The following is a 22,512-nucleotide window of genomic DNA, read 5'->3' as shown; positions in this document are numbered from 1 at the left end:
GCGAAGCGCGGTTCGTTCCAGGAACGTGTTGGGCCCGGGCCGACGGGGCTGCGTCGCGGACGACAGGGCCACGGTCTGTAGGGAGCGTTCCATTCAGTGCGACGGCTGTCCAGGGACCGGCTCGGAGAATGGCCGGATGAAGGCTGCGGCGCGGCCGCGCGCACGACAGCAGTCCGCGGGACGCGGCGGCGCTGGAGGAGGAACTGCAAGCTGCGGGCTACGGTAACTCGGCGTTCCGTTCCGGGTCGTCGCGCAGCACAAGCTCGTATTCCAGCCCGACGAGCACGGTGCCGACGCGGACCAGGGCGACGGCTGTCGTCTCGTCCAGGTCGATGTTGTCGTGGGTCATCGCGGCTCGTTGGTCGCCGAGCTCCGGCAGGGGATCTCCGTCGCCTCGAAGCCCTTCGCGCTCAGCGCCGCGCTGGAACAGGACCACACGGTGAAATCGGCATCGACCATCGTTCCGTCACTGTCGCGCCCGTAGGCGGTGACGAAGCGCGCCTTCGGTGCGGTCCCGCCGAGACGGCGCCCAGGCCGAGGTCCGGTGACGCCCTGCCCCAGTCCTTCGAGAGGCCGTCGTCGGTGAGTGCCGCGCGGCCGGCCTCGTATCCCACCGCGAGACACGCCTGCGCGCCTCCCTCGGGCACACGGATCCCGTGCACCGGGCCCTGCTCCCGCAGCCGGGCATTGACGGGATACGGGTCGCGGTGCCTCTGTCGCGACAGCGGCCACCCGTGAACGACGCGCTCCGGCCCATGACGCCGATATTCGGCCGGAGATCTCTTCATCGGGGTTGTCTAGCGAAGACACTGCAACCGTTCGCCACCCTTCGGGAGAAAAGGTGATGAAACGCATAAGAAGGGAGAAGTTGTGAGGTTTCGCGATGAACTTCCCGTGGATCACCGACTGGCGTCCGTGTACCGGTACGGAGCGGGCCTGTGCGGTGTCGTTCTGCTGGTCTTCGGCTGTCTCGGCTTCGCGGACAGGCTCAGCCCCTTCGACACGGACGGCACGCGCATCGCGGGCCTGTCGACCAACGGCGTCCTCAGTCTCGTCTCGGTCGTGGTGAGTCTGGTCCTGATCGGCGGTGCCGTGGTCGGAGGGAACTTCGCGTCGACGCTGAACATGACCGTCGGAGTGCTGTTCGTCCTCAGCGGCTTCTTCCATCTGTTCGTCCTGGACCGCCCCGCGAACGTTCTGGACTTCGGCATGGCCAACGTCCTGTTCAGCTTCGGGATGGGACTGCTCGTGGCCTGCTTCGGGATGTACGGGCGGGTCTCCGGCGGGTTGCCCCATGACAACCCGTACTGGCGGCGCCGCCACCCGCGCCAGGCCGCACGTGAGTCCCTCGCGGCACGCCGACGGGCGCGCCAGGCCGCGCTCGCCGCCACCCCCACGGTGACGTCCGGCCAGGACTGACACCGCCCGCCGGCCGGCGTACGTCGTCCCTGCGGGGAGTGCTCGAGAGGAGCGGGCTTGTGAAGGTGAACGGTGCACGTGTCCTCGTCCCCGGTGCCACCGGGGCCATCGGTGCCGCGCTCGCCGAGCGGCTGTACGCTCTCGGCGCACGGGTGGCCGTGGCGGGCCGTGACCCGGCCTCGCTGGCGCGGGTCCGTGCGTCCTGCGCAGGCGCGCCGGCCCGGCGCTTCGACGCCTACGACCTGGACGGCTGCGCCCGCACGATTCCCTGGGCGGCCGGCCGGCTCGGTGGTCTGGACGCGGTGGTGGCCTGTGTGGGAGCCGCGGGATTCGGTCCGGCGGAGGCGGTCGGCGACGAGGTCGCCGAGCACCTCGTGACGGTCAACGCCCTCGCTCCCGCCGCCTTCCTCCGCGCGGCGCTGACCGTCGTGCCGCCCGACGGCACGCTCGCCGCCGTCACCGGTGCCGTCGTGGACGCCGCGCCGGCCGGTATGGCCGACTACGCCGCTTCGAAGGCGGCGCTGGCCGCCTGGCTGACCGCGGTTCACCGGGAGCGGCGGCGTACCGGACCGGCCGTCCTGGACATCCGGCTGCCGCACGTGGAGTCGGGCTTCGCGCAACGCGCCGTGGCGGGCCGTGCGCCCGCCCTGCCTCGCGGCCGTACGGTGGACGAGGCGGTGGAGATGATCGTCGACGCCCTGACGGCGTCCCGCGCTCCGTCGGCCGGGTGAGGGCGACGGTGTCGGTGACCTAGCCGTGGTGTTCAGAGGCGGGTAATACGGCATGGGTGCATCCGCTCCCGGGTCCGGAGGTGAAGCAGTCCTTGCAGGGGAAGAGGGCTCTCGTTGCGAACCCCGAGCCGCAACGGGAGCCCGACTCCGTGCCCGGCGGGAGACGCGGTCGCCGAGCGCCGGGTCTCCTCACACAGGTCGCTGCATGCACACCAGCTGATCCCGCGCGCCCCAGGACTCCGTGACGCCCCGGCCACGGAGGTCAGGGTCCGTCCAGAGCTTCTTGATCTCCGACTGCCCATGGTCGGATCGGTCACCACAGCACAGCCCGCCCCGGAGTCCCCCGCCAGGGGCACCAGCACGACGTCACCGGCGAACGCGCTCCGGCATCGGAGGTTTCCGGTCCGACAGCGGTCCGGCAGCCCGTCGAATCTGCAGCGGCCTGGCCCTTCTCGGCCTCCGTCCGCGGATGATGCCGCGCAGCAGGTGGAGGTGCAGGCCGCACACGGTGCGCGGGTGCTCCTGGGCGAGGGCCGTCCGGGTGTGGCCGCACTGGGTCTCGCACTCGGCCTCGACCGCGTCGAGCCATGCGAGCAGCTCGGCGGACGGCGGGGTCCTACGGCGGACGTTGGTGCGTGCGGCGACCATGCGCTCAACGGCCGCGTCCCGGTCACCCGCCCAGGCAGGGCTGCACGCTGTGTGTGCGACGCTGCCCAGCCCGGCGGCGTCGGCCTCGTCTGCCGCCCCCAGCGTGCGCGGGAGCGTCTGCTGGGCACGGTCTGCGTCACGGAGGTCGAAGAACTCGATACGCCCGGCCAGAGACAGGTCTCCGCCAGGGTCCGCGGCGACGCGCTGCCATGTCTGCCCAGCCGTCTCGGACAGCGGCACACAGCCGAGGGTGGCACGGGACAGAGCAGCGGGGTGGAGAGTGGCCGACGCGACGGACCGGTACAGCCGCCGGTGTGACCGGGTGACCGCCTCGTGGTCGGCAGCGACCGAGGCAGGCTGCACGGCGACAGCTTGCGCGGGGACGAGGACGAAACGAGGAGGAAGATCGACTTCGGGGGTTCTCGCAGAACTCTCGCAACCGGTCAATGGTGAGAATCGGACAGGAGCGGATTCTCACTCAGCCAACGACGGACTGCCTCCGCCTCCGCCTCACGCCCGAGCCCCTCGAGCAGATCCGCCTGTAGGCCCAGCAAAGCATGAAGTCGCGGGAGTACGGACGGCGCCGTGACAACGTGATTGCGGTAGAGCTCCACAGCCTCCCCCGTCACGCGTAGCGCCACGGAAAGGTCGCCCTCCGCTGCCAGAAGCATCGCGAAGACAGCGAGCGAGGTGGCGAGGTCGGGTTCGTGGGCGGCCGGGTTGCCCTCCGCCAGCCGACGGTAGATCCTTACCGCCTCCTCGGTCGCCGTCAGAGCCTCGCCCCGCCGCCCGGCCTGCGCCAGCTGGGCACCGAGGTTGGACAGCGATGTGGCGAGGTCCGGTTCGTGGGCGGCCGGGTTGCCCTCCGCCAGCCGACGGTAGATCCTTACCGCCTCCTCGGTCGCGGTCAGGGCCTCGCCCCGCCGCCTCGCCTCCGCCAGCTGGACACCGAGGTTGGACAGCGAAGTGGCGAGAGCGGGTTCGTGAGCGGCCGCGTTGCCCTCCGCCAGCCGACGGTAGATCCTTACCGCCTCCTCGGTCGCCGTCAGAGCCTCGCCCCGCCGCCCCGCCTCCGCCAGCCGGTTGCCGAGGTTGGACAGCGAGGCCGCGAGGTCGGGTTCGTAGGCGGCCGCGTTGCCCTCCACCAGCCGACGCCGGATCTCCACCGCCTCCTCGGTCGCCGTCAGAGCCTCGCCCCGCCGCCCCGCCTCCGCCAGCTGGATACCGAGGTTGGACAGCGAGGCCGCGAGGTCGGGTTCGTAGGCGGCCGCATTGCCCTCCGCCAGCCGACGATAGATCCTTACCGCCTCCTGCTCGGCGACCAGGGCCTCGCCCCGCCGCCCCGCCTCCGCCAACCGGACACCGAGGTTGGACAACGAGGCCGCGAGAGCGGGTTCGAAGGCGGCCGCATTGCCCTCCGCCAGCCGACGCCGGATCTCCACCGCCTCCTGCTCGGCGACCAGGGCCTCGCCCCGCCGCCCCAACTCCGCCAACTGGACACCGAGGTTGGACAACGAGGCCGCGAGAGCGGGTTCGTGAGCGGCCGCGTTGCCCGCCACCAGCCGACGCCGGATCTCCACCGCCTCCTGCTCGGCGACCAGGGCCTCGCCCCGCCGCCCCAACTCCGCCAACCGGATACCGAGGTTGGACAACGAGGCCGCGAGGTCGGGTTCGTGAGCGGCCGCGTTGCCCGCCACCAGCCGACGCCGGATCTCCACCGCCTCCTGCTCGGCGGCCAAGGCCTCGCCCCGCCGCCCCAACTCCGCCAACCGGATACCGAGGTTGGACAACGAGGCCGCCAGGGTGGGTTCGAAGGCGGCCGGATTGCCCGCTGCGAGTTGCTGGTGGGTGTGGGCGAGGACAGTGGTGAGGCGAAGTGCGAGGGGGGCGATGACGCGGGACGGGTAGGGGAGGGCGTCTGCTGCGGTCAGAACCCCTTGATAGGTCAGCGGAGTGGTGTCCAGAGCCGTGTGCAGGGTGTGAAGGACTTGTTCGCTGGCGGTCGTGCGGCCGGTGTTGTAGTGGGCCATGGCGGCGCGGGCCAGGACGGTGATGAGCTGGGCCTGTTGTCCGGGCGTTGCCGCGCCGAGCAGGGCGGGCAGCAGGATGTCGCCTTCGGTGAGGGTGCGGGAGGCGTGGTATTCGGCGACGCGGTCGGGCTGGAGGGAGCCCCAGTAGCGGTCGCCGTCGGCCGGGTACAGGGAGGCGAGCCACGCGGCGGCGGGTGCCGTCTGGTGGGCGGGCAGGCCGGGCAGGGTCGTGATGACGCGCAGCGCCTCGTCCTTCGTGGCGGCGCCGCACAGGGCGGCCACCGCCACGGCGGCGCCGAGGGTGGGGGCGGGCAGGCCGAGTCTGTAGGCGGGTGAGTTGGCGCTGGCTTCCCAGAAGCGGTCCTCGTGTTTCAGGAGTGTGCGCTCCGGTGGGGTGCCGGGGGCCGCGTCGACAGGTCGCGGTCCGTGCTGCAAGAGGCCGACCAGGACGGTCATCTGCAGGGTGAGGACGTTGTCGTAGCGGTGGTCGTGCAGGTCGGCGGGGGGCCGGAGTTCGCCGGCCAGGGATGTCCACTCGTGTGCGGGCAGATCGGGGAGCAGCGGCAGCAGGAGGGCGAGGTCATGGGCGGCGCGGTGGAAGGCGTCGCGCCGGTCCTGGGCGGCCTGGCTCGTGGGGATGAGCGGGGCGAGCGGGATGACCGGGGCTTCTTCGAGAAGGTCTCGTACGTTGGCGACAGCTTGGAGGGATCCGGTGCGCCATTGCCCGTCGGAGCGTGCGAGCAGCAGCAAGCGCACGCGATGGCGGGAGCGGTGCAGGTGGGTGATGAGGCGGCGGAGCAGGCGGGGGCGGGTCTCGGCGTAGTCGACGACCAGCAGCAGGGGCAGGGATGTGGCCAGGGTGGTGAAGTCGGGCGGGGCGGCGTCCGGGGTGGGGTCGTCGGTGAGGTCCGGGCTCAGGTGTCCGGTGACCCAGCCGCGCCAGCCGAGGGTGTCGGTGAGCCGGCGGGCGAGGCGGGTCTTGCCCTGTCCTCCGGGGCCGGTCAGCACGCGCACCTGGATGGCGGGCGGGCCGTTCTCGCACCACGCGTGCAGGTCGGCGAGTTCGCTCTCGCGTCCGTGGAAGGCGACGGCTTCGGCGTCGGCCCGCAGGAGCGCGGCGGGAGAGCGGAGGTTGCGGTCGACGGCGGCGGGGGTGAGCAGGGCGGCGGGTTCGACCGGTTCGAGTACGGGTTCCCAGCCGGTGTGCTCGGTGATGAGGGCGCGGAAGGCGTCGTCGTCGAGGAGACGGGCGGCGGGAGTGGCGGTCAGGCGGGTACCGCCGTCGGCCCGGCGGTCGCGGCGCATGACGCCGCACAGCAGGTCCGAACCGTAGCCGTCGTCGGTGAGAACGGCGGCGCCGGACATGCCCGACCACCGGCTCCCGCCGTCGGAGGTGTCTGTCGCGGCGCCGGGGGTGGGGGTGGTGCTGGTGAGTTCGTAGCGGCCGGCCAGGGAGCCCGTGCCCGGGGCGATACGGCCGGCGAACTGCTCATCGAGCCGCCGGCCGTCCGTGGTGCCTTTCTGCAGGCGGGGGAAGCCGCTCGCGGTGACCGGGTGGGGGCGGGTTCCGATGATGAGGCCGTAGCGCTGGGGCGGCCGGGTGAGCAGGTCACTGAGGGACTGCGGCACCTGCCAGCCGTGACCGTCGGCAATCTCGATCAGTGCGGCGTCCACGGTGGCGTCCTTGCGTCGCCAGCGCACCACCGCAGGGTACTTCTCCTCCCCGGTGTCGGGCAGACTCACCGTCACCGCCCTGCCGGCGTCCGGGTCCGCGTGGTCCAGAACGTGCGCGGCAGTCAGCACCAGTCGCGGCCCCACCAGGTAGCCCGAGCCGAACCCCTTCTTCCGCTGCCCCCTCTCCAGCCGGTCCACCCGGATCTGCACCCGCCGGTCGAACTCCACCCGCCCTTCCCCTCCCCCGCTTCCTTGCTGCCGCCTCCGCCTGGTGCCGGGAGTGTCTACTCCTCGTCGCTGACGTCGACGTCGCCGCCGTCGGGCCGGTGCGGGGTCAGCTTCACCGTCACCGTGTGAGTGGCCTTGCTGCCGCTTTCCTTCCTGCCGCCCAGGCTGATCACGCTCCAGCGCAGTCCGCCGTCGACACCCTTGGTGCCGGTCAGCTCCAGGCCGAGATCCAGCGTGATCTCCCCCAGCGTGAACATCACCCCCCGGTCTCCCCGGCCCGCAGGGTCGGCGATCCGGTCCTGGGCCTCGGCGACCTGGTCACGCAGCAGCGTGATCGCATCCGCCAGATCCATCCATTCCTGATCCGAACCGCTCGCGTCACCCACCACAGTCCCCCTTCCCCTCTCCCCCTTGTCCCCTGCCGTACGGCAGGGGACGTACCCGGCTACTTCTCCCGGCGCGAACCAGCGGAAACCACGTCACGGCCTCGCCTTCCCGAGAAGCTGCCACACTGCGGCCCCTGCGTAACCCGGGTGATGCCGGCCCGGAGAGGGAGGACGACCTGTAGGGGGCAACGCCTCGGGGGCTTGGCCGGGAGCGTCGGCGTGTTTCAGCGGGACAGCCGGGCGACGTCCTCGTCCCTCACCTGCGCGCCGGCCCACCTACCGACCTGATCGGCCGTCATGTCGCGCGGGTCTGCTTCGCCGTGGGTGCAGCGCTTACCGAGGGGGGAGCCGGTCCGAGGCGAAGGCCTCGACGCGAAGCGGCGCCGCGGTACCGGCGGGCGGGTCCGGGAACAGCCCGGCGTCGGCTCCCTCATGGCGATCGTCGGCCTCGTCCTCGCGATCTGGTGTCGGCGTCCGAATACGGGCGGCGTTCATGCGCACGGCGAACGCGGCCCACGACGTGCGCGAGAGCCGCGCGGTAGGAAGGTCCTCCCCGTGCGGATCGCCGCGACGATCACCCTCCTGATCCAGGCCTAGGTCAGCGCGGTCATCGTGGTCTTTCCCGGCGGCCCGGCTAGCCGGAGCGGGAACGCGCTCGGACTGGGGGACACCGCTCCGACGGCGTGGTCCCTCGCCGAGTGGCCCGCTCGTCGTCCTGGTCGTCATCCTGATCGCGACTCTTTACCGGGCCGGCCCGGGCGCGAAGGCAAGGGAAGACCGCCGCCCGGACAACTGCTGACGGCCGGCAGGGGCCCCGCTGCGGAGCGGGCCGGACGGCCGGGTTATCGTCCGGCTGCTCGTTTTGTTTTCTCACAGGAGCCTCATGCGTCTCAAGCAGGTCTCCCTGGTCGCGGCCCTTTCGGTCGTGGTCGGCCTGACCACCGCCACCGTCGGAGCCGTCGGCCCCGTCGCGTTCGCCGACGACGTGGCCACGCTGCCGCTGTCCGGGTACGCGCACCTGGCGGTCGACCGCGCCCACCAGCACGTCTTCATCAGCCAGGGCGCCGGCTCGACCGGCATCCTCGTGACGGACCTGTCCGGCACCCCGGTCACCACCCTCGCGGGGGAGCAGGGCGCCACCGGTCTGGCGCTGTCGCCCGACGGCGGCACGTTGTACGCGGCGCTCTCGGACGGCGACGCGATCGTCGCGATCGACACCGCGACACTGGCGGAGACCGCCCGCTGGTCCACCGGCGCGGGCAGCTCCCCGGTCTCCGTCGCGGTGGCCGGGGGCCGTGTCTGGTACGGCTACTCGGCCGCCGGCAAGGGCGGCATCGGCTCGATCGACCCGTCCGCGCCCGCCCCCGCGGCGACCCCGCAGCCGTCCCTGTCGCAGTGGACGACCGCACCGCTGCTCGCCACGGGCGGCGACGTGCTCGCGGCCGAGGAACCGCAGGGCAACCTCAGCCACGTCGCGACCTTCGGCGTCGCCTCGGGCACGGCGTCCGTCAAGGCGGACACCCTGGTCTACGGCGGCACGGCGACCGGCCTCGCCGTCACCGGCGACGGGTCGCGGCTGCTGCTGGCCGCCCCGGAGCAGCTCGCCCTGCGGGCCTACCGCAGCGCGGACCTCGCGGCCGCGGACCCCGCTGCGTACTTCACGGGCGGATCCGGCTCCGCGCCCGGCTCCGTGGCCGTGGACACCGACGGCACGGTCGCCGTCGCCGGGGCCTCCGGCGTCTACCTGTACGCCGGCACGAACAACCTCGCCGAGAACCACTTGACCCTGCCGTCGGGCGATGTCGCCCCGGACGGCCTGGAGTGGGGCGCCGACGGCACCACCCTCTACGCCGTCACCAGGGACTACACGGGCGCCTACAGCCTGAACGTGCTGGACGCTCCGAAGCTGGCGGACACCGAACTGGCCTTCCGGCCCCCGCAGTACGCGGTGCCGACCGAGCGCTACACGGTCGGTGGCTCCCTGAGCACCCGCGGCTTCCTGCCGGCGGGCGCCGCGCTGAAGGTCAGCCGCGACGGAACCGCCCTGCCCGACGTCACGCTCGGCGCCGACGGCACGTTCAGCTTCACCGACGTCCGGCAGGACGAAGGCGCCTACACCTACCAGGTGGCGTACCCCGGTGACGCCACCCACCGCCCAGCGACGGCCTCACTGACCGTGCCCGTGGCGAAGCTCCCGACCGATGTCGTGGGAACCGACATCACCTCGGCGAACCCCGGCTCGGTCGTGTTCACCGGCCACCTCTCGGCCCAGCTGGGCCTCGGCACCTTCCCGCAGGGCACCACCGTGCAGGTGGCCCGGCGCGACGAGGCGACGCAGCAGACCGTGCCGCTCGGGTCCGTCCCCGTGGACCCGGCCACCCTCCGCTTCACCGTCACCGACGCCCCGGGCGCCGCCGGCACCTTCACGTACATCCTCACCTACGCCGGTGACACCACCCACCAGCCGGCCGAGAGCGGCATGAGCTTCGTGGTCGCCCCGTACGCCCCGGCGCTGACGCTGAGCGCCCCGACGAGCGCCACCCGCGGCGCCGCCCTGTCCTTCGGCGGCAAGCTCGGTGACGGCCCGTACGCCGCCGGCCGGACGGTCACCGTCTCCCGCAGGGACGCCGCCCACCCCACCCCGGTGACCTGGACGGCGCCGGTGGCCGCCGACGGCACGATCACGGTGAAGGACACCCCGGACACCGGCGGCGCCAACACCTACACGGTGACCTTCCCCGGCGACGCCACCCACAAGGCGGCCACCGCTGTCGCCACCGTCCAGGTGTCCCGCGCAGCGACCGCCCTGACCGTCACCAGCAGCGCCCCCGCCTACGCCTACGGCGTGACGGCCACCGTCACCGCGCACCTCGGCACGACGTACAACGGCCGCACGGTGTCGATCCACGCCACCCCCTACGGCGGCACGAAGACCCTCGTCACGACGGGCACCGTGGACGCCAACGGCAACCTGAAGGCGACCTACAAGGTCACCCGCAACACCACCTTCACCGCGTCGTTCGCGGGCGACCACCGCTACGCGCCCGCGACGGCCACCCGCACCGTCAACGGCTACGTGAAGGTCGCGACGGCGCTCAGCGGCTTCTACACGAGCGCCACGTACAGCGGCATCAGCTACCGCGTCTTCCACAAGACGGTGAAGCCCACGGTGACCGCGACCGTCACGCCGAACAAGGCCGGCCAGTGCGAGCGCTTCCAGGCCCAGCAGTACTACAGCGGCGCCTGGCACACGCTCACCACGTCGGGCTGCTACGCCCTGTCGTCCACGAGCAGCGCGAAGGCCCAGCTCAGCCTCACCAACGCGCTCAACCAGAAGTTCCGCGTCCGCTCCGAGTACGAGCGCTCCACGAAGGACCTGAGCAACGTGAGCACGTGGGGCGGCTGGCTGTACTTCGTGGTGCGCACATGAGGCCCGCGTCAGCGAGGTGAATCAGCGGCACGACCCGGATCGCAGGGCGATGAGCGAGCCGGGCAGATCGGGCGGCGTCTGTGCACCTCATCCTCACCGGGGGCCGCTCGGCGAGCAGCCCCCGGTGAGGCGCCGAGGACGAGCTCGCCCCGCTCGGCAGGTGCCCCCGAAGGGCGGTCCCACGGCTACGACCCGGGAGCGGGAACTTGAGAAGCGGCGCAGACCAAGGTGAGCCAGACAGCGACCTGAACACGTGGACACTCGACCGGCTTGAGGCATTCATCCTCGGCACCCGCGGCCCGCACCTCGAGTCGGCGCGCGTCGTCGCGCAGGGGCAGGCGTACCACGACGGCCGGCCCGGGCACGTCCGTCGCCAGTGGGCGAAGTTGTCGCTGCTGGCGAACCGGCGCATGCTCGACGGCACCGGGGGCTGCTCGGTGCGGGTGGCCCATCAGGACTTCATGCTCCGGATGTGGGTGATCGACCAGTTGGGCCCCGACGACGGGGACCGTGACTGGAGCCCCGAGGCGCTGGCGTCCGACACGCTCGACGCGCTGACCTTTTCTCCCGCGCAGGCCGCTGATCTCGCCGGCGGCTGGCGCGACCTTCCTGTTGAGCGGATCCGCGAGCTGAGGTGGCACAAGAACCTGACGGCCCATGTGGAGCGGTTGGTCGGTCACCTGGTTCCCGGCCCTGTCCGTGAGCTGCTGGTGGCCTGGATCGGCGTACGACGGCTGCTGCCCTGACCAGACGCGGCGTGTTCCGTAGTGGTCATGGTGCTGCCCCAGCCTTGGGGATCCGCCTGGGCCTGGCGCAGCGGATGCTTCGAACTACTTCGAAAGGTGTGGACCTCGCTCATGGAGGAGCCGCAGTCTTGCGCGCACGACAGGGACACGACTTTTCGAGACCCCGCGGCGTTCGGCACTCGGCTCGGCGCCGCCGACGCAGGACCGCCCAGCGCACCTGCGGTGCTCGGAGAGTCGGCGGTGTGAGGAGGGTCGTCGCTATGACGGGCGTGGAGGAGCGGGACGTCGTGCGGACGTCGGCCGCGCAGGTCCTGAACGCGGTGAGTGGCGGGCGGCACGCCTCGGCAGTGGTGCGGCGACTGTTCGAAGGGCCGGGCGGACGGATCGCCCCCGGCCCTTTGTCCGCGCCCCGTTCAGGGAGCGCACACTGCGAAGTCCGTCGACACGCCGGGGATCGGCTGCCAGTTGTCGCCCGTGCTGATGTAGACCGCGCTGATCCAGCCGCGCGGTCCGCCGGCGTCCACCTGTACCCACCAGTTGTTGGCGTAGGGACCGTCGGTCACAGGGTCGCCCTGCCGCTGGCAGTGTGCGTCCACCGTCCGCCAGCTGATCGCCATGCCGCTGTAGACCGCGCAGGAGAGGTGGGGACAGCTGCGTATGTTGACGTCGGTCGCCCACACGTAGACAGGGACGTTCTCGTACGCCTGCGCCGGTGCGGCGCTGAGCACCGTCGTGGCGGCGCCGCACGCGGCGGCCGCCGAGACGGCGGCACGGCGCAGGCGGCGGGTTCGCTGGGACATGGGAGTTCCTCCGGTGCGTGTCGTCTGTGGTCCCGACCGGTGGTCGGCCTCGAGAAATTGACGGAACCAGCGCTGGCGCCGTATGCGCACGGCCGGAGCCGAATCATGTGCGCGTGCGGTCATACGAGCCGTCCCGCCGCTCCGTCTCCTTCTCGAACCCCGGGCGCGTGCCCCTTGCGCGGTCGGGCCGACGGAGAGGAGAACCAGCCACAGCAGGCGCGATTCTGGTCGGAATCCGACCTCGGCGGATCGCCATGGCGGCGAGGCGGTCCGTTCCTCGGCATGCCCGGGCACCGCACGCCGTATCGTCGGTGCCGATGACCGGGCACATAGGTCGGGGGACGACGATGGACGTGCGCCTGCTGGGCCCCGTCGAGGTGTGGGACGGGCCACGAAGAGTTCCGTTGAACGGTTCCAAGCCGACCGCGATACTCGCGGCCTTGGTGGTGCACCTGGGCGAGGTGGTCTCCGTGGACCGTCTGGTGGACATGGTCTGGCAGGACCAACCCCCGGCGACAGCACGGGCGTTGGTCGCCACCCACGTCTCCGGACTGCGCCGCGCCCTGGCGTCGGCAGGCTTCGAGGAGACCGTCCGCACCCGTTCCCCCGGCTATCTCGCGGACCTTCCCGCCTCCCGCGTCGACGCACGTCGATTCGAGGAGGGGCTGACCCGGGGCAGGCGCCTGACCGCGCAGGGCAGGGCCGCGGAGGCCGCGGGCGTCCTGCGGGACGCGCTGGCGCTGTGGCGCGGGCCTCAGGCGCTGGAGGGGCTCGGCCTGTCCTTCGCCCGGAACGAAGCCACGCGCCTGGCGGAACTGCGGCTGACCGCGCAGGAAGAACGCTTCGCCGCAGACCTGGCCCTCGGCTGCCCGGCGGATCTTGTCGCCGAACTCCTCGCGCACGTGTCCGCCGACCCGCTGCGCGAACGGCCGCGCGGGCAGCTCATGACCGCCCTGTTCCGCACCGGCCGGGTGCCGGACGCGCTGCGCGTCTACGAGGAGGGCCGTCGGCTGTTCCGCGCCGAACTGGGCATCGACCCGGGCCCGGAGCTGCGCGCCCTGCACCAGGCCGTGTTACGGGCGGACACCCGTCTGCTCGGGGAGGCCACTCCCCCTCCCGCGCCGGTCCCGCCCGCCCCGGACCTGCCCGCCCACTCCGGAGCCCGGCCGTCCTCACCGGCCGGCCCAGCCCGGGACAGCCTCGACGCGAGGGCCGCGCTCGTGCCCGGCCCTCGCCCTTCCCGGAAGGACACCGGCCGGCCCGCGCCCTCTCATCTGCCGCCCGACGTGGCGGACTTCGTCGGACGCGCCGAGCAGATCGCCTGGGCCGTACGTCTGCTGGACCGCGTCGACGAGGCGTCGCGGACGGCGCCGCCCATCGGCGTGATCTCCGGGCGCTCCGGGATCGGCAAGACCGCGCTGGCCGTGCACGTCGGCCACCGGGCGGCCGCCCGCTTCCCGGACGGCCAGTTGTTCCTGGACCTGCGCGCCTCCGACTCCGCCCCGCTGCCGACCGCAGACGCGCTGGCCAGACTGCTGCGGGCACTCGGCGCGGACCCCGAGGAACTGTCCGGTGACGAGGACGACCTCGTGAACCTCTACCGTACGCACACGGCCCGCCGCCGGCTCCTCCTCGTCCTCGACAACGCCATGAGCGAGACCCATCTGCGGCCACTGCTGCCCTCGGGCGGTGGGTCCGCCGTACTGATCACGAGCCGTCGGCGACTGGTCGCCCTGGAGGGCGCGAGCCGTCTGGAGCTGACCGCGCCCTCCGAGGCCGAGGCCCTCGACCTGCTGACCCGGGTGGCCGGGGGCGGGCGGGCGGACGCGGAGCCGGCGCACGCCGCCGAGATCGTCTCCCTGTGCGGTCAGCTCCCCCTCGCCGTCCGGGTCGCGGGCGCCCGGCTCGCGGCCCGGCCCCACTGGACGCCCGCCCGTCTCGCCGCCCGACTGCGCGACGAACGCAGGCGGCTGGACGAACTGCATGCCGGAGACCTGGAGGTACGGGCCAGCCTGGGGCTGGGCTATGCCGATCTCGACGAGCAGGAGCGGCGGGCCCTGCGCAGGCTGGCGCTGATGGACCTGCCCGACTTCCCCGCCTGGATCGCGGCACCGCTGCTCGACATCCCGGTGGACGAGGCGGAGGAGGCGGTGGAGCGGCTGGTGGACTGCCACTTCCTGGACGTGACCGGCGCTGACGACACCGGCCGGATTCGGTACCGGATCCACGGCCTGGCGCGGGAACACGCCCGGGAGCGCTGTCTGTCCGAGGAGCGCCCGGCCGACCGGGACGCGGCCGTACTGAGGCTGACGGGCCGCTGGCTGTCGATGGCGAAGGCCGCCGCCTCCCGCGGTCCGGCGGAGGCGGCCCGCCTGCTGGCCGCCGCCCAGGACGCGGGCCCCCTCGACACCGACACACGCGAGGAGCTCATGGCCCGGCCGGCCGCCTGGTTCGCCGCCGAGCAGCCCTGTCTCACCGCCGCTGTCAGACACTGCGCCGAGCACGGACTGTCCCGGGCCGCACGCGATCTGGCCGCCGCCGTGGTGGCCAGCTCGGCAGCCCAGTACAACCAGTTCGACGCATGGTCCCGCTCGCACACCGTGGCTCTGGACGCGGTGCGCCGCACCGGGGACCTCGAGGGCGAGGCATGGCTGCTCAACGGCCTGGGCGAACTGCGTCTGCAACAGGACCGGTTCGAGGAGGCCCACGCCTACTTCGCCGAGGGACTGGCCCTGTTCGACCGTACCGGCGAGCCCAGGGGCGTGGCCGCCGCGCTGGCCGGCATGGGGGCGGCCCGGCGCGAACAGGCACGCTTCGGCGAGGCCCTGGAACTGATGGGCCGGGCGCTGCCGTTGTTCCGGGACCTGGGGGACAGCACCGGCGAGGCGCATCAGCACTACGGCATAGGCAGCGTGCACCGCGACCGGGGCGCGTACGACGAGGCTTGGCAGGAGCTGGACCGGGCGCACCGGTTGTACGTGACCGCGGGCAACCGGCACGGCGAGGCGCTCACGCTGCGCGGACTGGCGCTGTGCCACCGTGCCCGCGGGGAACTCGCCGCTGCGGAGGCCAAGTTGGCCCGAGCACTCGACCTCTTCGAGGAGACCGGGGACTCCTTCGGCGTCATGTACGCGGGGCAGTCGCTGGCGAAGGTGCACATCCGGCAGGGCCGGCTGCGGGAGGCGCGTGAGCGGCTGGAGCGGTGCCTGGAGGTCACCCGCGAGCGGCAGGACCGCTTCGGGCAGGCCCTTGTGCTCAGGACGCTGGGCGAAGGCCAACTGGCAGCCGGTGCGCGGGGTTCGGCGGCGGAGCACCTGCGGGCGGCGCTGTCGCTGTGGGAGGAACTCGACCTGCCGCTGTGGCGCGCCAGGACGCTCAGGGATCTGAGCAGCGTCGCCGCGGCACAGGGCGAGCGGCAGACGGCACGCGCCCTGCGGGAGGAGGCATGCGGCGTGTTCCGCGCGCTCGGCAGCAGGGAAGCCGGTGAGTGCGGTGCGGCGGACGGCACCGAGGGTGGGCACGACCACGGCCGGGAAACCGGCCAATGCCGTGCGGCGGACGGCGCCGAGGAGGCGAGCGTCCGCTGAACCGCGCACCGCTGCGGGGCCCCTGCACCCGTCCGCAGGGGCCCTGCAGAGGATCTGCATCGGATCTGCAGAGCCCGCGCGCACGCTGTGAGCGTGACAGAGATAATCCTCCTTTCGGACCCGCGGGTCGCCGCCACCCCGGTCGCCGAGACCGGCGAGCCGCTGGTCGACGCCCGCCGGGTCCCGGCGCTGCGCGTCGACCCGCGTCAGGCCGACGCGGACGGGTCGTACGCTCATGTCCGGGCGGACGTGCTGCGCAGACTCCTGCTCGCCCAAGCGGCACTGCCCGCCGGTGTCCGCCTGTTGATGGTGGAGGGCTTCCGGCCGCCGGCCCTGCAGAGCAGCTACTTCGACAGTTACGCCGACGAGGTGCGCCGGGCCAACCCCGGCGTGTGCGCGGAGCGCATACGTGAGCTCTCCAGCGCCTACATCTCGCCGCCGGAGGTCGCACCGCACGTCAGCGGTGGCGCCGTCGACCTGACTCTGTGCACGCGAGGCGGCGTCGAACTGCCTCTCGGGACTGCGGTCAACGCCACTCCGGAGGAGAGCGACGGCGGTTGCCGCACGGCCGCCGTCAACATCGACGCCCACGCCCGGACCAACCGTGAGCTGCTGAGCCGGGCGATGACGGCCGCGGGGTTCGTCAACTACCCGACCGAGTGGTGGCACTGGTCGTTCGGCGACCGGTACTGGGCGCTGCTGACCGGCGCGCCGGCCGCCAGATACGGGCCCGTCGACCGGAGCACCCCGTAGCGCTTCCTCGCGCGGACCGACCGCACCGTCCACCGTCACACGCCGTTCCGACCGACCTGACCGACCCGGGGGAAACACAGTGACAAGCAACTGCGCCGCGATCACGCCCTCAGCACCCCTGACAGCCCACGGCGAACGGACCCCGGCCGGGCCCGGCGCCGCCGCGGACCACATGACCGCCGCGGAGTTCGACGAGGCGTTCACGGCCGCGATGCCGCGGCTGCGCAACCGGCTGCTGGCTCTGACGGGCAACCCTTACGACGCCGACGACCTGCTGCAGGAGACGTATCTGCGGCTCTCGCGCCGGGCCCGCGCCCAGGTGCTGGCGCGCCAGGAGCATCCGTACGCCTACACGTGCGCGGCCGCGCTGAATCTGCTGCGCGACTCCTGGCTGCGTCCCTCCCGCCGGGAACACTGCACCGACCGTATGCCCGAGCCGAGCTGGGACGGCGGTTTCGCGGCACGGGAGGCCGCGGTGGTGACGGTGGCACTGCTGCGCGGGCTGTCGCCCAAGGAGGCGGCCGCGGTGATCCTCGTCGACATCGAGGGACTGACCCACGACATGGCGGGTGAGCGGCTCGGCACCCACCGGGGGACCGTCCAGCGCAACCGGATGCGCGGACTCGCCAAGATTCGCTCGGCGCTCAGCGCATACGAAACCGCGCCCGAACCGGTCTCCACGACGAAGAACGACGAGCGCGCGACGCGCGCCCGAACCGAGGGGGAGACCACATGCGCCGCATGAACCGCAGACTGGCGACGACGGCGGGAATGCTGCTCGCCACCTCGATCGCCTGCGCCGGTACGGCGACCGCTCACGCGCCACGGCCCACCGGGGCGCCGGCCGCGACCGCGACCACCGACTGCCGCCCCCTGGCGAGCGCCTCCGCCCAGGCCCAGGCCATCGTCGACGCCGCCTGTTCGCAGATCGGGGTGCCGTACTCGTGGGGCGGCGGCTCCATCAACGGGCCGACGTACGGGCAGGACTACCCGGGCGGCGGACCGGGCGCCCACGACAGCCAGGTGCGAGGCTTCGACTGCGGTCACCTGGTGCAGTACGCGGCCTGGCAGGGAGCCGGCATCGCCCTGCCCGAGGGCACCTGGAACCAGGCCCGGTTCAGCGGAGCCACCGCCCGCTTCACGCCCGGTCAGGGCCTGGCCCCGCTCCAGCCGGGCGACCTGGTGATGTGGGGTTCCGACCCCGCCAACCTCTCCAGCGTCGACCACATCGCCATCTACCTCGGCAACGGCAAGATGGTGGAGGCCCGCGAGTCGGGCACCACGGTGATGGTGAGCGACGTACGGCTCGACTCCCGGTACGCCGGAGCACTGCGCATCACCGGCGGCGAACAACCGCCCACGGGCACCAAGCGGTTCATGAGCTGGGGCACCGACGTGGCGCTGCGTGCGCGGCCCGACACCGTCAGCCCGGTGGTCATCCGTCTGCCCGGCCCCACTCCGCTCGACGTGCAGTGCCAGGCGCACGCACAGATGGTCCACGCCGAGGGCTACGCCAACGACGCGTGGTCCTACATCCCCAAATACAACGCCTGGATCTCCAACATCTACATCGCCGATCCCGCCGCCTGGCTGCCCGGCGTCCCCGCCTGCTGACCACCGGCCCTCAGGCTCCCTCGTTCCTCACCACCCACACCATCGCACGGAGGAGAATCCGACATGCGCGCACGCAAGCGCACCCGCTCCATCGGCATGCTCGCCGCCACGATCGTCGCCGGCGGCCTGGTGCCGCTCGCGGCCGGCTCCGCACAGGCCGCGCCGACCGGATTCACCGGGTTCTGCCCTACGGCGGGCCAGGTGACCCAGTGGTGGGAGCCGTATCCGGGTCACGATGGCGTCGACATCGCCAACGACATCGGCACCCCGATATATGCGGCGGGCGACGGCACTGTCATCGCCGCTGGCCCGGCCACTGGCTACGGCCTGTGGATCCGCATCAGGCACGACGACGGCACAGTGACCGAGTACGGCCACATGGACACGATCGGCGTGTCGACCGGCCAGCGCGTGAGCGGGGGCCAGCAGATCGCCCGCATGGGCAGCAGGGGGCAGTCCACCGGTCCCCATCTGCACTTCGAAGTACAGTCCAACACGGCCGGCGGCCGCGGCATCAACCCCGTCCCCTACATGGCCGCGCGCGGCGTGAGCCTGCCGTGCACGCCCGGCAGCGGCGGTGGCGGTGGCGGCGGCACTCCGGGCGCCAACTTCACCACCTGGGGCAGTTCCGTCAACGTCCGCGCGGACGCCCGGCTGAGCGCGGCGGTCGTGCGCACGCTCAGCGGGCCGACCCCGGTGTACGTGGAGTGCCAGAAGCACGGCGACGTCGTCAATGCCGAGGGCTACTCCAACGACGCCTGGTCCTACATCCCGGCGCTCGGCGGCTACATCACGAACATCTACATCGACGACCCGGCGGCCTGGCTGCCGGGGGTGCGGGAGTGCTGACCTGCCTCCGGGCCGGCACCAAGGGCGCCGCGACGGCTGTTCTCGCCGCCGCGGCGCCTTTTTTGCCCGGCACTCGTCCCGTCCGCGCAGGCGGCCGACTCGGTGCCCTGCACCCCGGACCCCGGCTACCCGCGCCTGTTCCGGTGCCCATCTGGGGAACGGACATCAACATGCGTCTGGCGCCCGACCCGACCGCCGCGGTCGCGGCCAAGGCGCCGGGCGACGGGTTCCTCCAAGTGCAGTGCCAAATCCGCGGGGGCCGCGCCGACTACGACGGCCACTGGCACGCCTGCTGGGTCCGGACCCAGCCGACGGGCATGGTTCCGGCCCTTACATGAGCGAGATCTTCCTCGTCGGCGGCGGGAACGACGAACCGGACTCCGGCCTGCCGGTCTGCTGACCCGAGGACGGACACAAGGCCGCGCCCCCCGAGACCCTGTCCGATCCCGGGGGCGCGGCCTTGTGTCCGTGCCGAACCTCAGCAGGGGTCGACGGAGTCGGAGGGGTCGGCGCCCACGTTGACGTTGCCGCCCCAGACGTAGGAGTTGCTGTACTGCGGGCCCAGGCTGTCGAAGACGTGGCCCTTGTACCAGACGGCCGTGGTGTAGCCGCCCGCCGTCACCGTCTCGCCGTACACGTAGCAGAGGCCCTCGATGTAGTACCGGTCGACGGTCGGACCTGTGTTCACGCGGATCTGGCTCTGCGTGGTGGGAGCGGTGCGGACGTTGCTGTTGGGCTGCAGTGAGACGTAGAAGCCGTCGGGGCGGGCCTCGGCCGCTCCGGCGGAGGCGAACAGGGCGAAGGCGGCGCCGGCGGCGATACCGGCGGCGGCGACACGGGTGCTGAGCAGGGACATGGGCACAAGCTCCGTCTGACGAGGGCGGTCGGAAGGGACGGCGCGACGCCGCCCCGTCTCGTGGACCGATGCGAGGGCCGCGCGGTATGAGCGCTGCGGTGGGCGGTTTTCCTCCGGGCCGGTCTCATACGGGGCGGGCCGCGATCCCGTCCCGGTGGTGAAGTCCACTCCCCCGCCGGCCCGTCCGGTCGGCGCGCACTCGACCCCCTGAAGGGAATCCCTCATGAATACGGCACTCCGCCGCGCCGCGCGTCTGGGCGGCAGCGCAGCGCTGCTCGGTACGCTGCTCCTGGGCGCCGGCACGGCGTCCGCGCAAGCGTCCCTTCCCACCCGGCCCGCCGGGCAGACGGCCTCCGGCGAGCAGGCTGCGGGCTCGTTCTTCACCACGTGGGCGACCGACGTCAACATGCGGCACGACCTGAACCATGTGAACGGATGGGCCTGCCCGGAGAGCCCCTCCACAACCAACTGCCCGGACATCACCGGTCAGGCACAGCCGGGCGACCAGCTCGAGATCACCTGCCAGACGCTGGGCCAGACGATCGGCGGCAACCCTTACTGGGTCTTCGCCATCAACCACACCCGCGGCACCGACGGCTGGATGGCCGGCTACTTCATCGCCCATCCGGACAACAAACTCCCCGGTGTCCCTTCCCCCTGCATGGGTCCGTGACCCCACGACCCGCCGACCCCGCCCCGGTGCCCGCAAGGACGACTCACCCGTTGAAGGAGCCGACATGACACTATTGCGCACTTCCCCGTCCCCTCGCGCCGTGAGGAGGCGAGCGGGCCTGCTGTGCGGAGCGGCGACGGCCCTGCTCTGCGCCCTCACCGGCGCCGCTCCCAGCGCGACCGCCGCCGTACCGGATCCCGCTCCGCCGGCGGCCGTGACGCAAGTGGACATCCCGGCCGGGGTGACCGCCGGTGTCGCCGTCTTCGACCGGCAGACCGGCACCTTCACCGAACAGGTCAACAGCGCCGCCCAGTTCCGGTCGGCATCCGTGGTCAAACTGCTGATCGCCCTCGACCTGCTGTGGAACCGTACGCCCGACTCCCTTTCCGCCGCGGACAGGTCCCGGGTGGACTCCATGCTGCGCAGCAGCGACGACAACGCGGCGAGCTACTTCTGGTCGGTCAACGGCTCCGGGGCCATCGTCGACCGTATGGTGGCGCGGCTCGGCCTGACGGACACGGCCCGGCCCCCCTCGACGCACCCCGGCTACTGGGGCTACACGGCTCTGTCGGCACGTGCCACCGTGCGGATCTACCGCTGGCTGCTGGACTCCTCCCCCGCCTCCGTGCGCGACTACGTCCTGGGCAACCTCCGGCAGTCCACGCGCTGCGCCACCGACGGCTACGACCAGCACTTCGGCATCGCGGGCTCCTTCGACCGCCCCTGGGCGGTCAAGCAGGGCTGGTCCGGGTTCAGTTCCGGCGGGTGCACGGCGACAGCGGGGGTCGTCGCCGCCCGGAGCGGGGACGGGGAGCGCGCGGCGGACGCCGCGTCCGTCGACCTCGCGCGCCCGGCGCTGCACACCACCGGCGTCGTGGGCGCGGGTGACCGTTCGGTCGTGGCGGTCCTCACGCTGCACCCGACCGGGACGGCGTACGGGAAGGCCTACTCCGACGTGGGCCGGCTGACCCGCTCACTGGACGTCCCCGGCGCCACCCGTCCGACGGGCACCTGGATCGGCACCTGGGGCACGGGCGTACGGGTCCGCGCCGACGCCACCACGTCGGCGACGCCGCTCACCACGTTGCCCGCCGGAGTGGAGGTTCTCGTGCGGTGCCAGAAGCGCGGCCAGGAGGTCAGCGTGCCGCCGTACACCAATGACTGGTGGGCGTATCTGCCCCAGTACGGCGGTTACATGAGCAACATCTACCTTGCGACGCCGGAGAACCAGGTGCCAGGGCTGGAGGTGTGCTGATGGTGCCGCGGCATGCTGGTCGGTCGCGGATCATCGCCGGTGATGCCGACGAGGCGGGTTTCTGCCGGCTTTGGCCTCGGTGAGCAGGCGCAGCTGCGCGACCCAGGTGTCGGTGAGCAGAGGTGCGCAGTCGGGGGTGTGCCGGATTCCGATGCGATGCACTGCGTAGCCTTGGCTCATCAGACAGCGCTCGAATTCTTTCGACAGGCGTCACTGTTGCCGGGCCCCGGGCACCATGTTGCGTTGTCCGATCTACCGGCTGCGCAGCATCGAAAACGTCCCACATCAGCCCGACGGATGACTTCCTGGGCGATGCCGTCGAGCATGAAGGAGTCGACGAACCGCCACAGGCCTCCTGCTCCGCCGCGCGGCGCCGCAAGAAGTTGCAGCCTCCGTCCGCTGTCGAAGGAGGTTTCAACGGCCTTGTCTGCACGGATTGCCCTCCCACGGGCCACCCGTGCTTCTCGCGGCAACGGCATAGTAGTAGGAGCCGTTTTGCCGCCAGCCGCCACAGACAGGTGGCCGGCGGTGAAGAGGAGGACTTGACTGCTCTTCGTCGAAGGGGCGATCCCTGCTTGGACGGAACCCCCGTGATGCTGATGGAGCAGTCGGCGTGTGGCGAAGTCGCCTTGAGCGGCAGTCTCGGAGCGAGAGTTGCCGACCCTGCGGGAACAGGTGCGGGAGTCTTCGAACGCGATGTGGCACATGACGTCGCAGGGCCGATACCGCGATTCGGCGTGGGCTCCGCTTCGACGGCCCGTATGGCGGGTCGGATGCCTGTGGAGTGGACCACGCTCCCCCGGCGCGGTCTCCAGGGGAAAGGCCCTACTCCC

Annotated in this window: 17 protein-coding genes and 1 pseudogene; 12 read left to right on the top strand and 6 right to left on the bottom strand. The window is 72.2% G+C overall.

Features of this window, described 5'->3' with window-relative positions; translation table 11 throughout:
- Positions 1 to 217 precede the first annotated feature (217 nt).
- On the bottom strand, positions 218 to 349 hold the full coding sequence (locus ACIGXJ_RS19580; RefSeq protein ID WP_399646773.1) for a hypothetical protein: 132 nt from the start codon (positions 347 to 349) through the stop codon (positions 218 to 220).
- 521 nt (positions 350 to 870) lie between these two features.
- Between ACIGXJ_RS19580 and ACIGXJ_RS19575 the strand changes: the two genes are divergently transcribed.
- Both ACIGXJ_RS19575 and ACIGXJ_RS19570 read left to right on the top strand, forming a co-directional pair.
- Entirely contained in the window at positions 871 to 1,419 is a 549-nt protein-coding gene (locus ACIGXJ_RS19575; RefSeq protein ID WP_399646770.1) for a DUF4383 domain-containing protein, read from the top strand.
- Between the two features lie 65 nt (positions 1,420 to 1,484).
- Positions 1,485 to 2,150 carry an SDR family NAD(P)-dependent oxidoreductase gene (locus ACIGXJ_RS19570; protein WP_399646768.1) on the top strand — a complete coding sequence of 222 codons (666 nt, stop codon included), beginning with the start codon at positions 1,485 to 1,487 and terminating at the stop codon, positions 2,148 to 2,150.
- 366 nt (positions 2,151 to 2,516) lie between these two features.
- Here the strand turns inward: ACIGXJ_RS19570 and ACIGXJ_RS19565 are convergent, their stop codons facing one another.
- The 3 genes from ACIGXJ_RS19565 to ACIGXJ_RS19555 form a co-directional block, all read right to left on the bottom strand.
- Positions 2,517 to 3,161, bottom strand: coding sequence for a hypothetical protein (locus ACIGXJ_RS19565; RefSeq protein WP_399646766.1), 645 nt, complete (start codon positions 3,159 to 3,161; stop codon positions 2,517 to 2,519).
- 80 nt (positions 3,162 to 3,241) lie between these two features.
- On the bottom strand, positions 3,242 to 6,730 hold the full coding sequence (locus ACIGXJ_RS19560; protein WP_399646764.1) for a tetratricopeptide repeat protein: 3,489 nt from the start codon (positions 6,728 to 6,730) through the stop codon (positions 3,242 to 3,244).
- A 56-nt stretch (positions 6,731 to 6,786) separates the two neighbouring features.
- Entirely contained in the window at positions 6,787 to 7,116 is a 330-nt protein-coding gene (locus tag ACIGXJ_RS19555) for a trypco2 family protein (RefSeq protein WP_399646761.1), read from the bottom strand.
- 417 nt (positions 7,117 to 7,533) lie between these two features.
- On the opposite strand from ACIGXJ_RS19555, the pseudogene ACIGXJ_RS19550 reads away from it, so the two are divergent.
- The 3 genes and pseudogenes from ACIGXJ_RS19550 to ACIGXJ_RS19540 form a co-directional block, all read left to right on the top strand.
- Positions 7,534 to 7,888, top strand: a pseudogene (locus ACIGXJ_RS19550) (YhjD/YihY/BrkB family envelope integrity protein); the annotation flags it as partial.
- Positions 7,889 to 7,999: 111 nt separating this feature from the next.
- The gene (locus ACIGXJ_RS19545) at positions 8,000 to 10,546 is read left to right on the top strand and encodes a hypothetical protein (RefSeq protein ID WP_399646758.1); all 2,547 of its coding nucleotides are present in this window, start codon (positions 8,000 to 8,002) and stop codon (positions 10,544 to 10,546) included.
- Positions 10,547 to 10,752: 206 nt separating this feature from the next.
- Complete coding sequence (locus ACIGXJ_RS19540; protein WP_399646755.1) at positions 10,753 to 11,292, top strand: hypothetical protein; 540 nt, start codon at positions 10,753 to 10,755, stop codon at positions 11,290 to 11,292.
- A gap of 413 nt (positions 11,293 to 11,705) precedes the next feature.
- Here ACIGXJ_RS19540 and ACIGXJ_RS19535 read toward each other — a convergent pair whose 3' ends face one another.
- Positions 11,706 to 12,092: a hypothetical protein gene (locus ACIGXJ_RS19535; RefSeq protein ID WP_399646752.1), complete on the bottom strand. Its 387-nt coding sequence runs from the start codon at positions 12,090 to 12,092 to the stop codon at positions 11,706 to 11,708.
- Between the two features lie 317 nt (positions 12,093 to 12,409).
- Here ACIGXJ_RS19535 and ACIGXJ_RS19530 point away from each other — a divergent pair, with 317 nt between their 5' ends.
- The 5 genes from ACIGXJ_RS19530 to ACIGXJ_RS19510 all read left to right on the top strand — a co-directional run bounded on the left by ACIGXJ_RS19530 (position 12,410) and on the right by ACIGXJ_RS19510 (position 18,895).
- Positions 12,410 to 15,679 (top strand): AfsR/SARP family transcriptional regulator, encoded by a 3,270-nt coding sequence (locus tag ACIGXJ_RS19530; RefSeq protein WP_399646749.1) that lies wholly within the window; start codon positions 12,410 to 12,412, stop codon positions 15,677 to 15,679.
- Between the two features lie 93 nt (positions 15,680 to 15,772).
- On the top strand, positions 15,773 to 16,432 hold the full coding sequence (locus tag ACIGXJ_RS19525; RefSeq protein WP_399646746.1) for a M15 family metallopeptidase: 660 nt from the start codon (positions 15,773 to 15,775) through the stop codon (positions 16,430 to 16,432).
- 79 nt (positions 16,433 to 16,511) lie between these two features.
- Complete coding sequence (locus ACIGXJ_RS19520) at positions 16,512 to 17,177, top strand: RNA polymerase sigma factor (RefSeq protein ID WP_399646743.1); 666 nt, start codon at positions 16,512 to 16,514, stop codon at positions 17,175 to 17,177.
- Positions 17,165 to 18,046: a C40 family peptidase gene (locus ACIGXJ_RS19515; RefSeq protein WP_399646740.1), complete on the top strand. Its 882-nt coding sequence runs from the start codon at positions 17,165 to 17,167 to the stop codon at positions 18,044 to 18,046. The genes ACIGXJ_RS19520 and ACIGXJ_RS19515 overlap by 13 nt, the downstream gene beginning before the upstream one ends.
- A gap of 63 nt (positions 18,047 to 18,109) precedes the next feature.
- Positions 18,110 to 18,895 carry a peptidoglycan DD-metalloendopeptidase family protein gene (locus ACIGXJ_RS19510; RefSeq protein WP_399646737.1) on the top strand — a complete coding sequence of 262 codons (786 nt, stop codon included), beginning with the start codon at positions 18,110 to 18,112 and terminating at the stop codon, positions 18,893 to 18,895.
- 478 nt (positions 18,896 to 19,373) lie between these two features.
- On the opposite strand, the gene ACIGXJ_RS19505 is transcribed toward ACIGXJ_RS19510, so the two are convergent.
- Complete coding sequence (locus ACIGXJ_RS19505; protein WP_399646734.1) at positions 19,374 to 19,751, bottom strand: hypothetical protein; 378 nt, start codon at positions 19,749 to 19,751, stop codon at positions 19,374 to 19,376.
- 223 nt (positions 19,752 to 19,974) lie between these two features.
- Between ACIGXJ_RS19505 and ACIGXJ_RS19500 the strand changes: the two genes are divergently transcribed.
- On the top strand, positions 19,975 to 20,424 hold the full coding sequence (locus ACIGXJ_RS19500; protein WP_399646731.1) for a hypothetical protein: 450 nt from the start codon (positions 19,975 to 19,977) through the stop codon (positions 20,422 to 20,424).
- Positions 20,425 to 20,524: 100 nt separating this feature from the next.
- Positions 20,525 to 21,679: a hypothetical protein gene (locus ACIGXJ_RS19495; RefSeq protein WP_399646729.1), complete on the top strand. Its 1,155-nt coding sequence runs from the start codon at positions 20,525 to 20,527 to the stop codon at positions 21,677 to 21,679.
- Positions 21,680 to 22,512 lie beyond the last annotated feature (833 nt).

Source organism: Streptomyces sp. NPDC053367 (assembly GCF_044545925.1).
GTDB lineage: Bacteria > Actinomycetota > Actinomycetes > Streptomycetales > Streptomycetaceae > Streptomyces.
The sequence above is the reverse complement of the archived record's forward strand: the minus strand, read 5'-3'. Positions and strand labels throughout refer to the sequence as shown.

Bases quoted from the DNA above. Each gene is read 5' to 3' on its own strand.
- ACIGXJ_RS19510 (WP_399646737.1), top strand. From the start codon at position 18,110: ATGCGCGCACGCAAGCGCACCCGCTCCATCGGCATGCTCGCCGCCACG.
- ACIGXJ_RS19580 (WP_399646773.1), bottom strand. From the start codon at position 349: ATGACCCACGACAACATCGACCTGGACGAGACGACAGCCGTCGCCCTG.
- ACIGXJ_RS19500 (WP_399646731.1), top strand. From the start codon at position 19,975: ATGAATACGGCACTCCGCCGCGCCGCGCGTCTGGGCGGCAGCGCAGCG.
- ACIGXJ_RS19530 (WP_399646749.1), top strand. From the start codon at position 12,410: ATGACCGGGCACATAGGTCGGGGGACGACGATGGACGTGCGCCTGCTG.
- ACIGXJ_RS19515 (WP_399646740.1), top strand. From the start codon at position 17,165: ATGCGCCGCATGAACCGCAGACTGGCGACGACGGCGGGAATGCTGCTC.
- ACIGXJ_RS19505 (WP_399646734.1), bottom strand. From the start codon at position 19,751: ATGTCCCTGCTCAGCACCCGTGTCGCCGCCGCCGGTATCGCCGCCGGC.
- ACIGXJ_RS19545 (WP_399646758.1), top strand. From the start codon at position 8,000: ATGCGTCTCAAGCAGGTCTCCCTGGTCGCGGCCCTTTCGGTCGTGGTC.
- ACIGXJ_RS19535 (WP_399646752.1), bottom strand. From the start codon at position 12,092: ATGTCCCAGCGAACCCGCCGCCTGCGCCGTGCCGCCGTCTCGGCGGCC.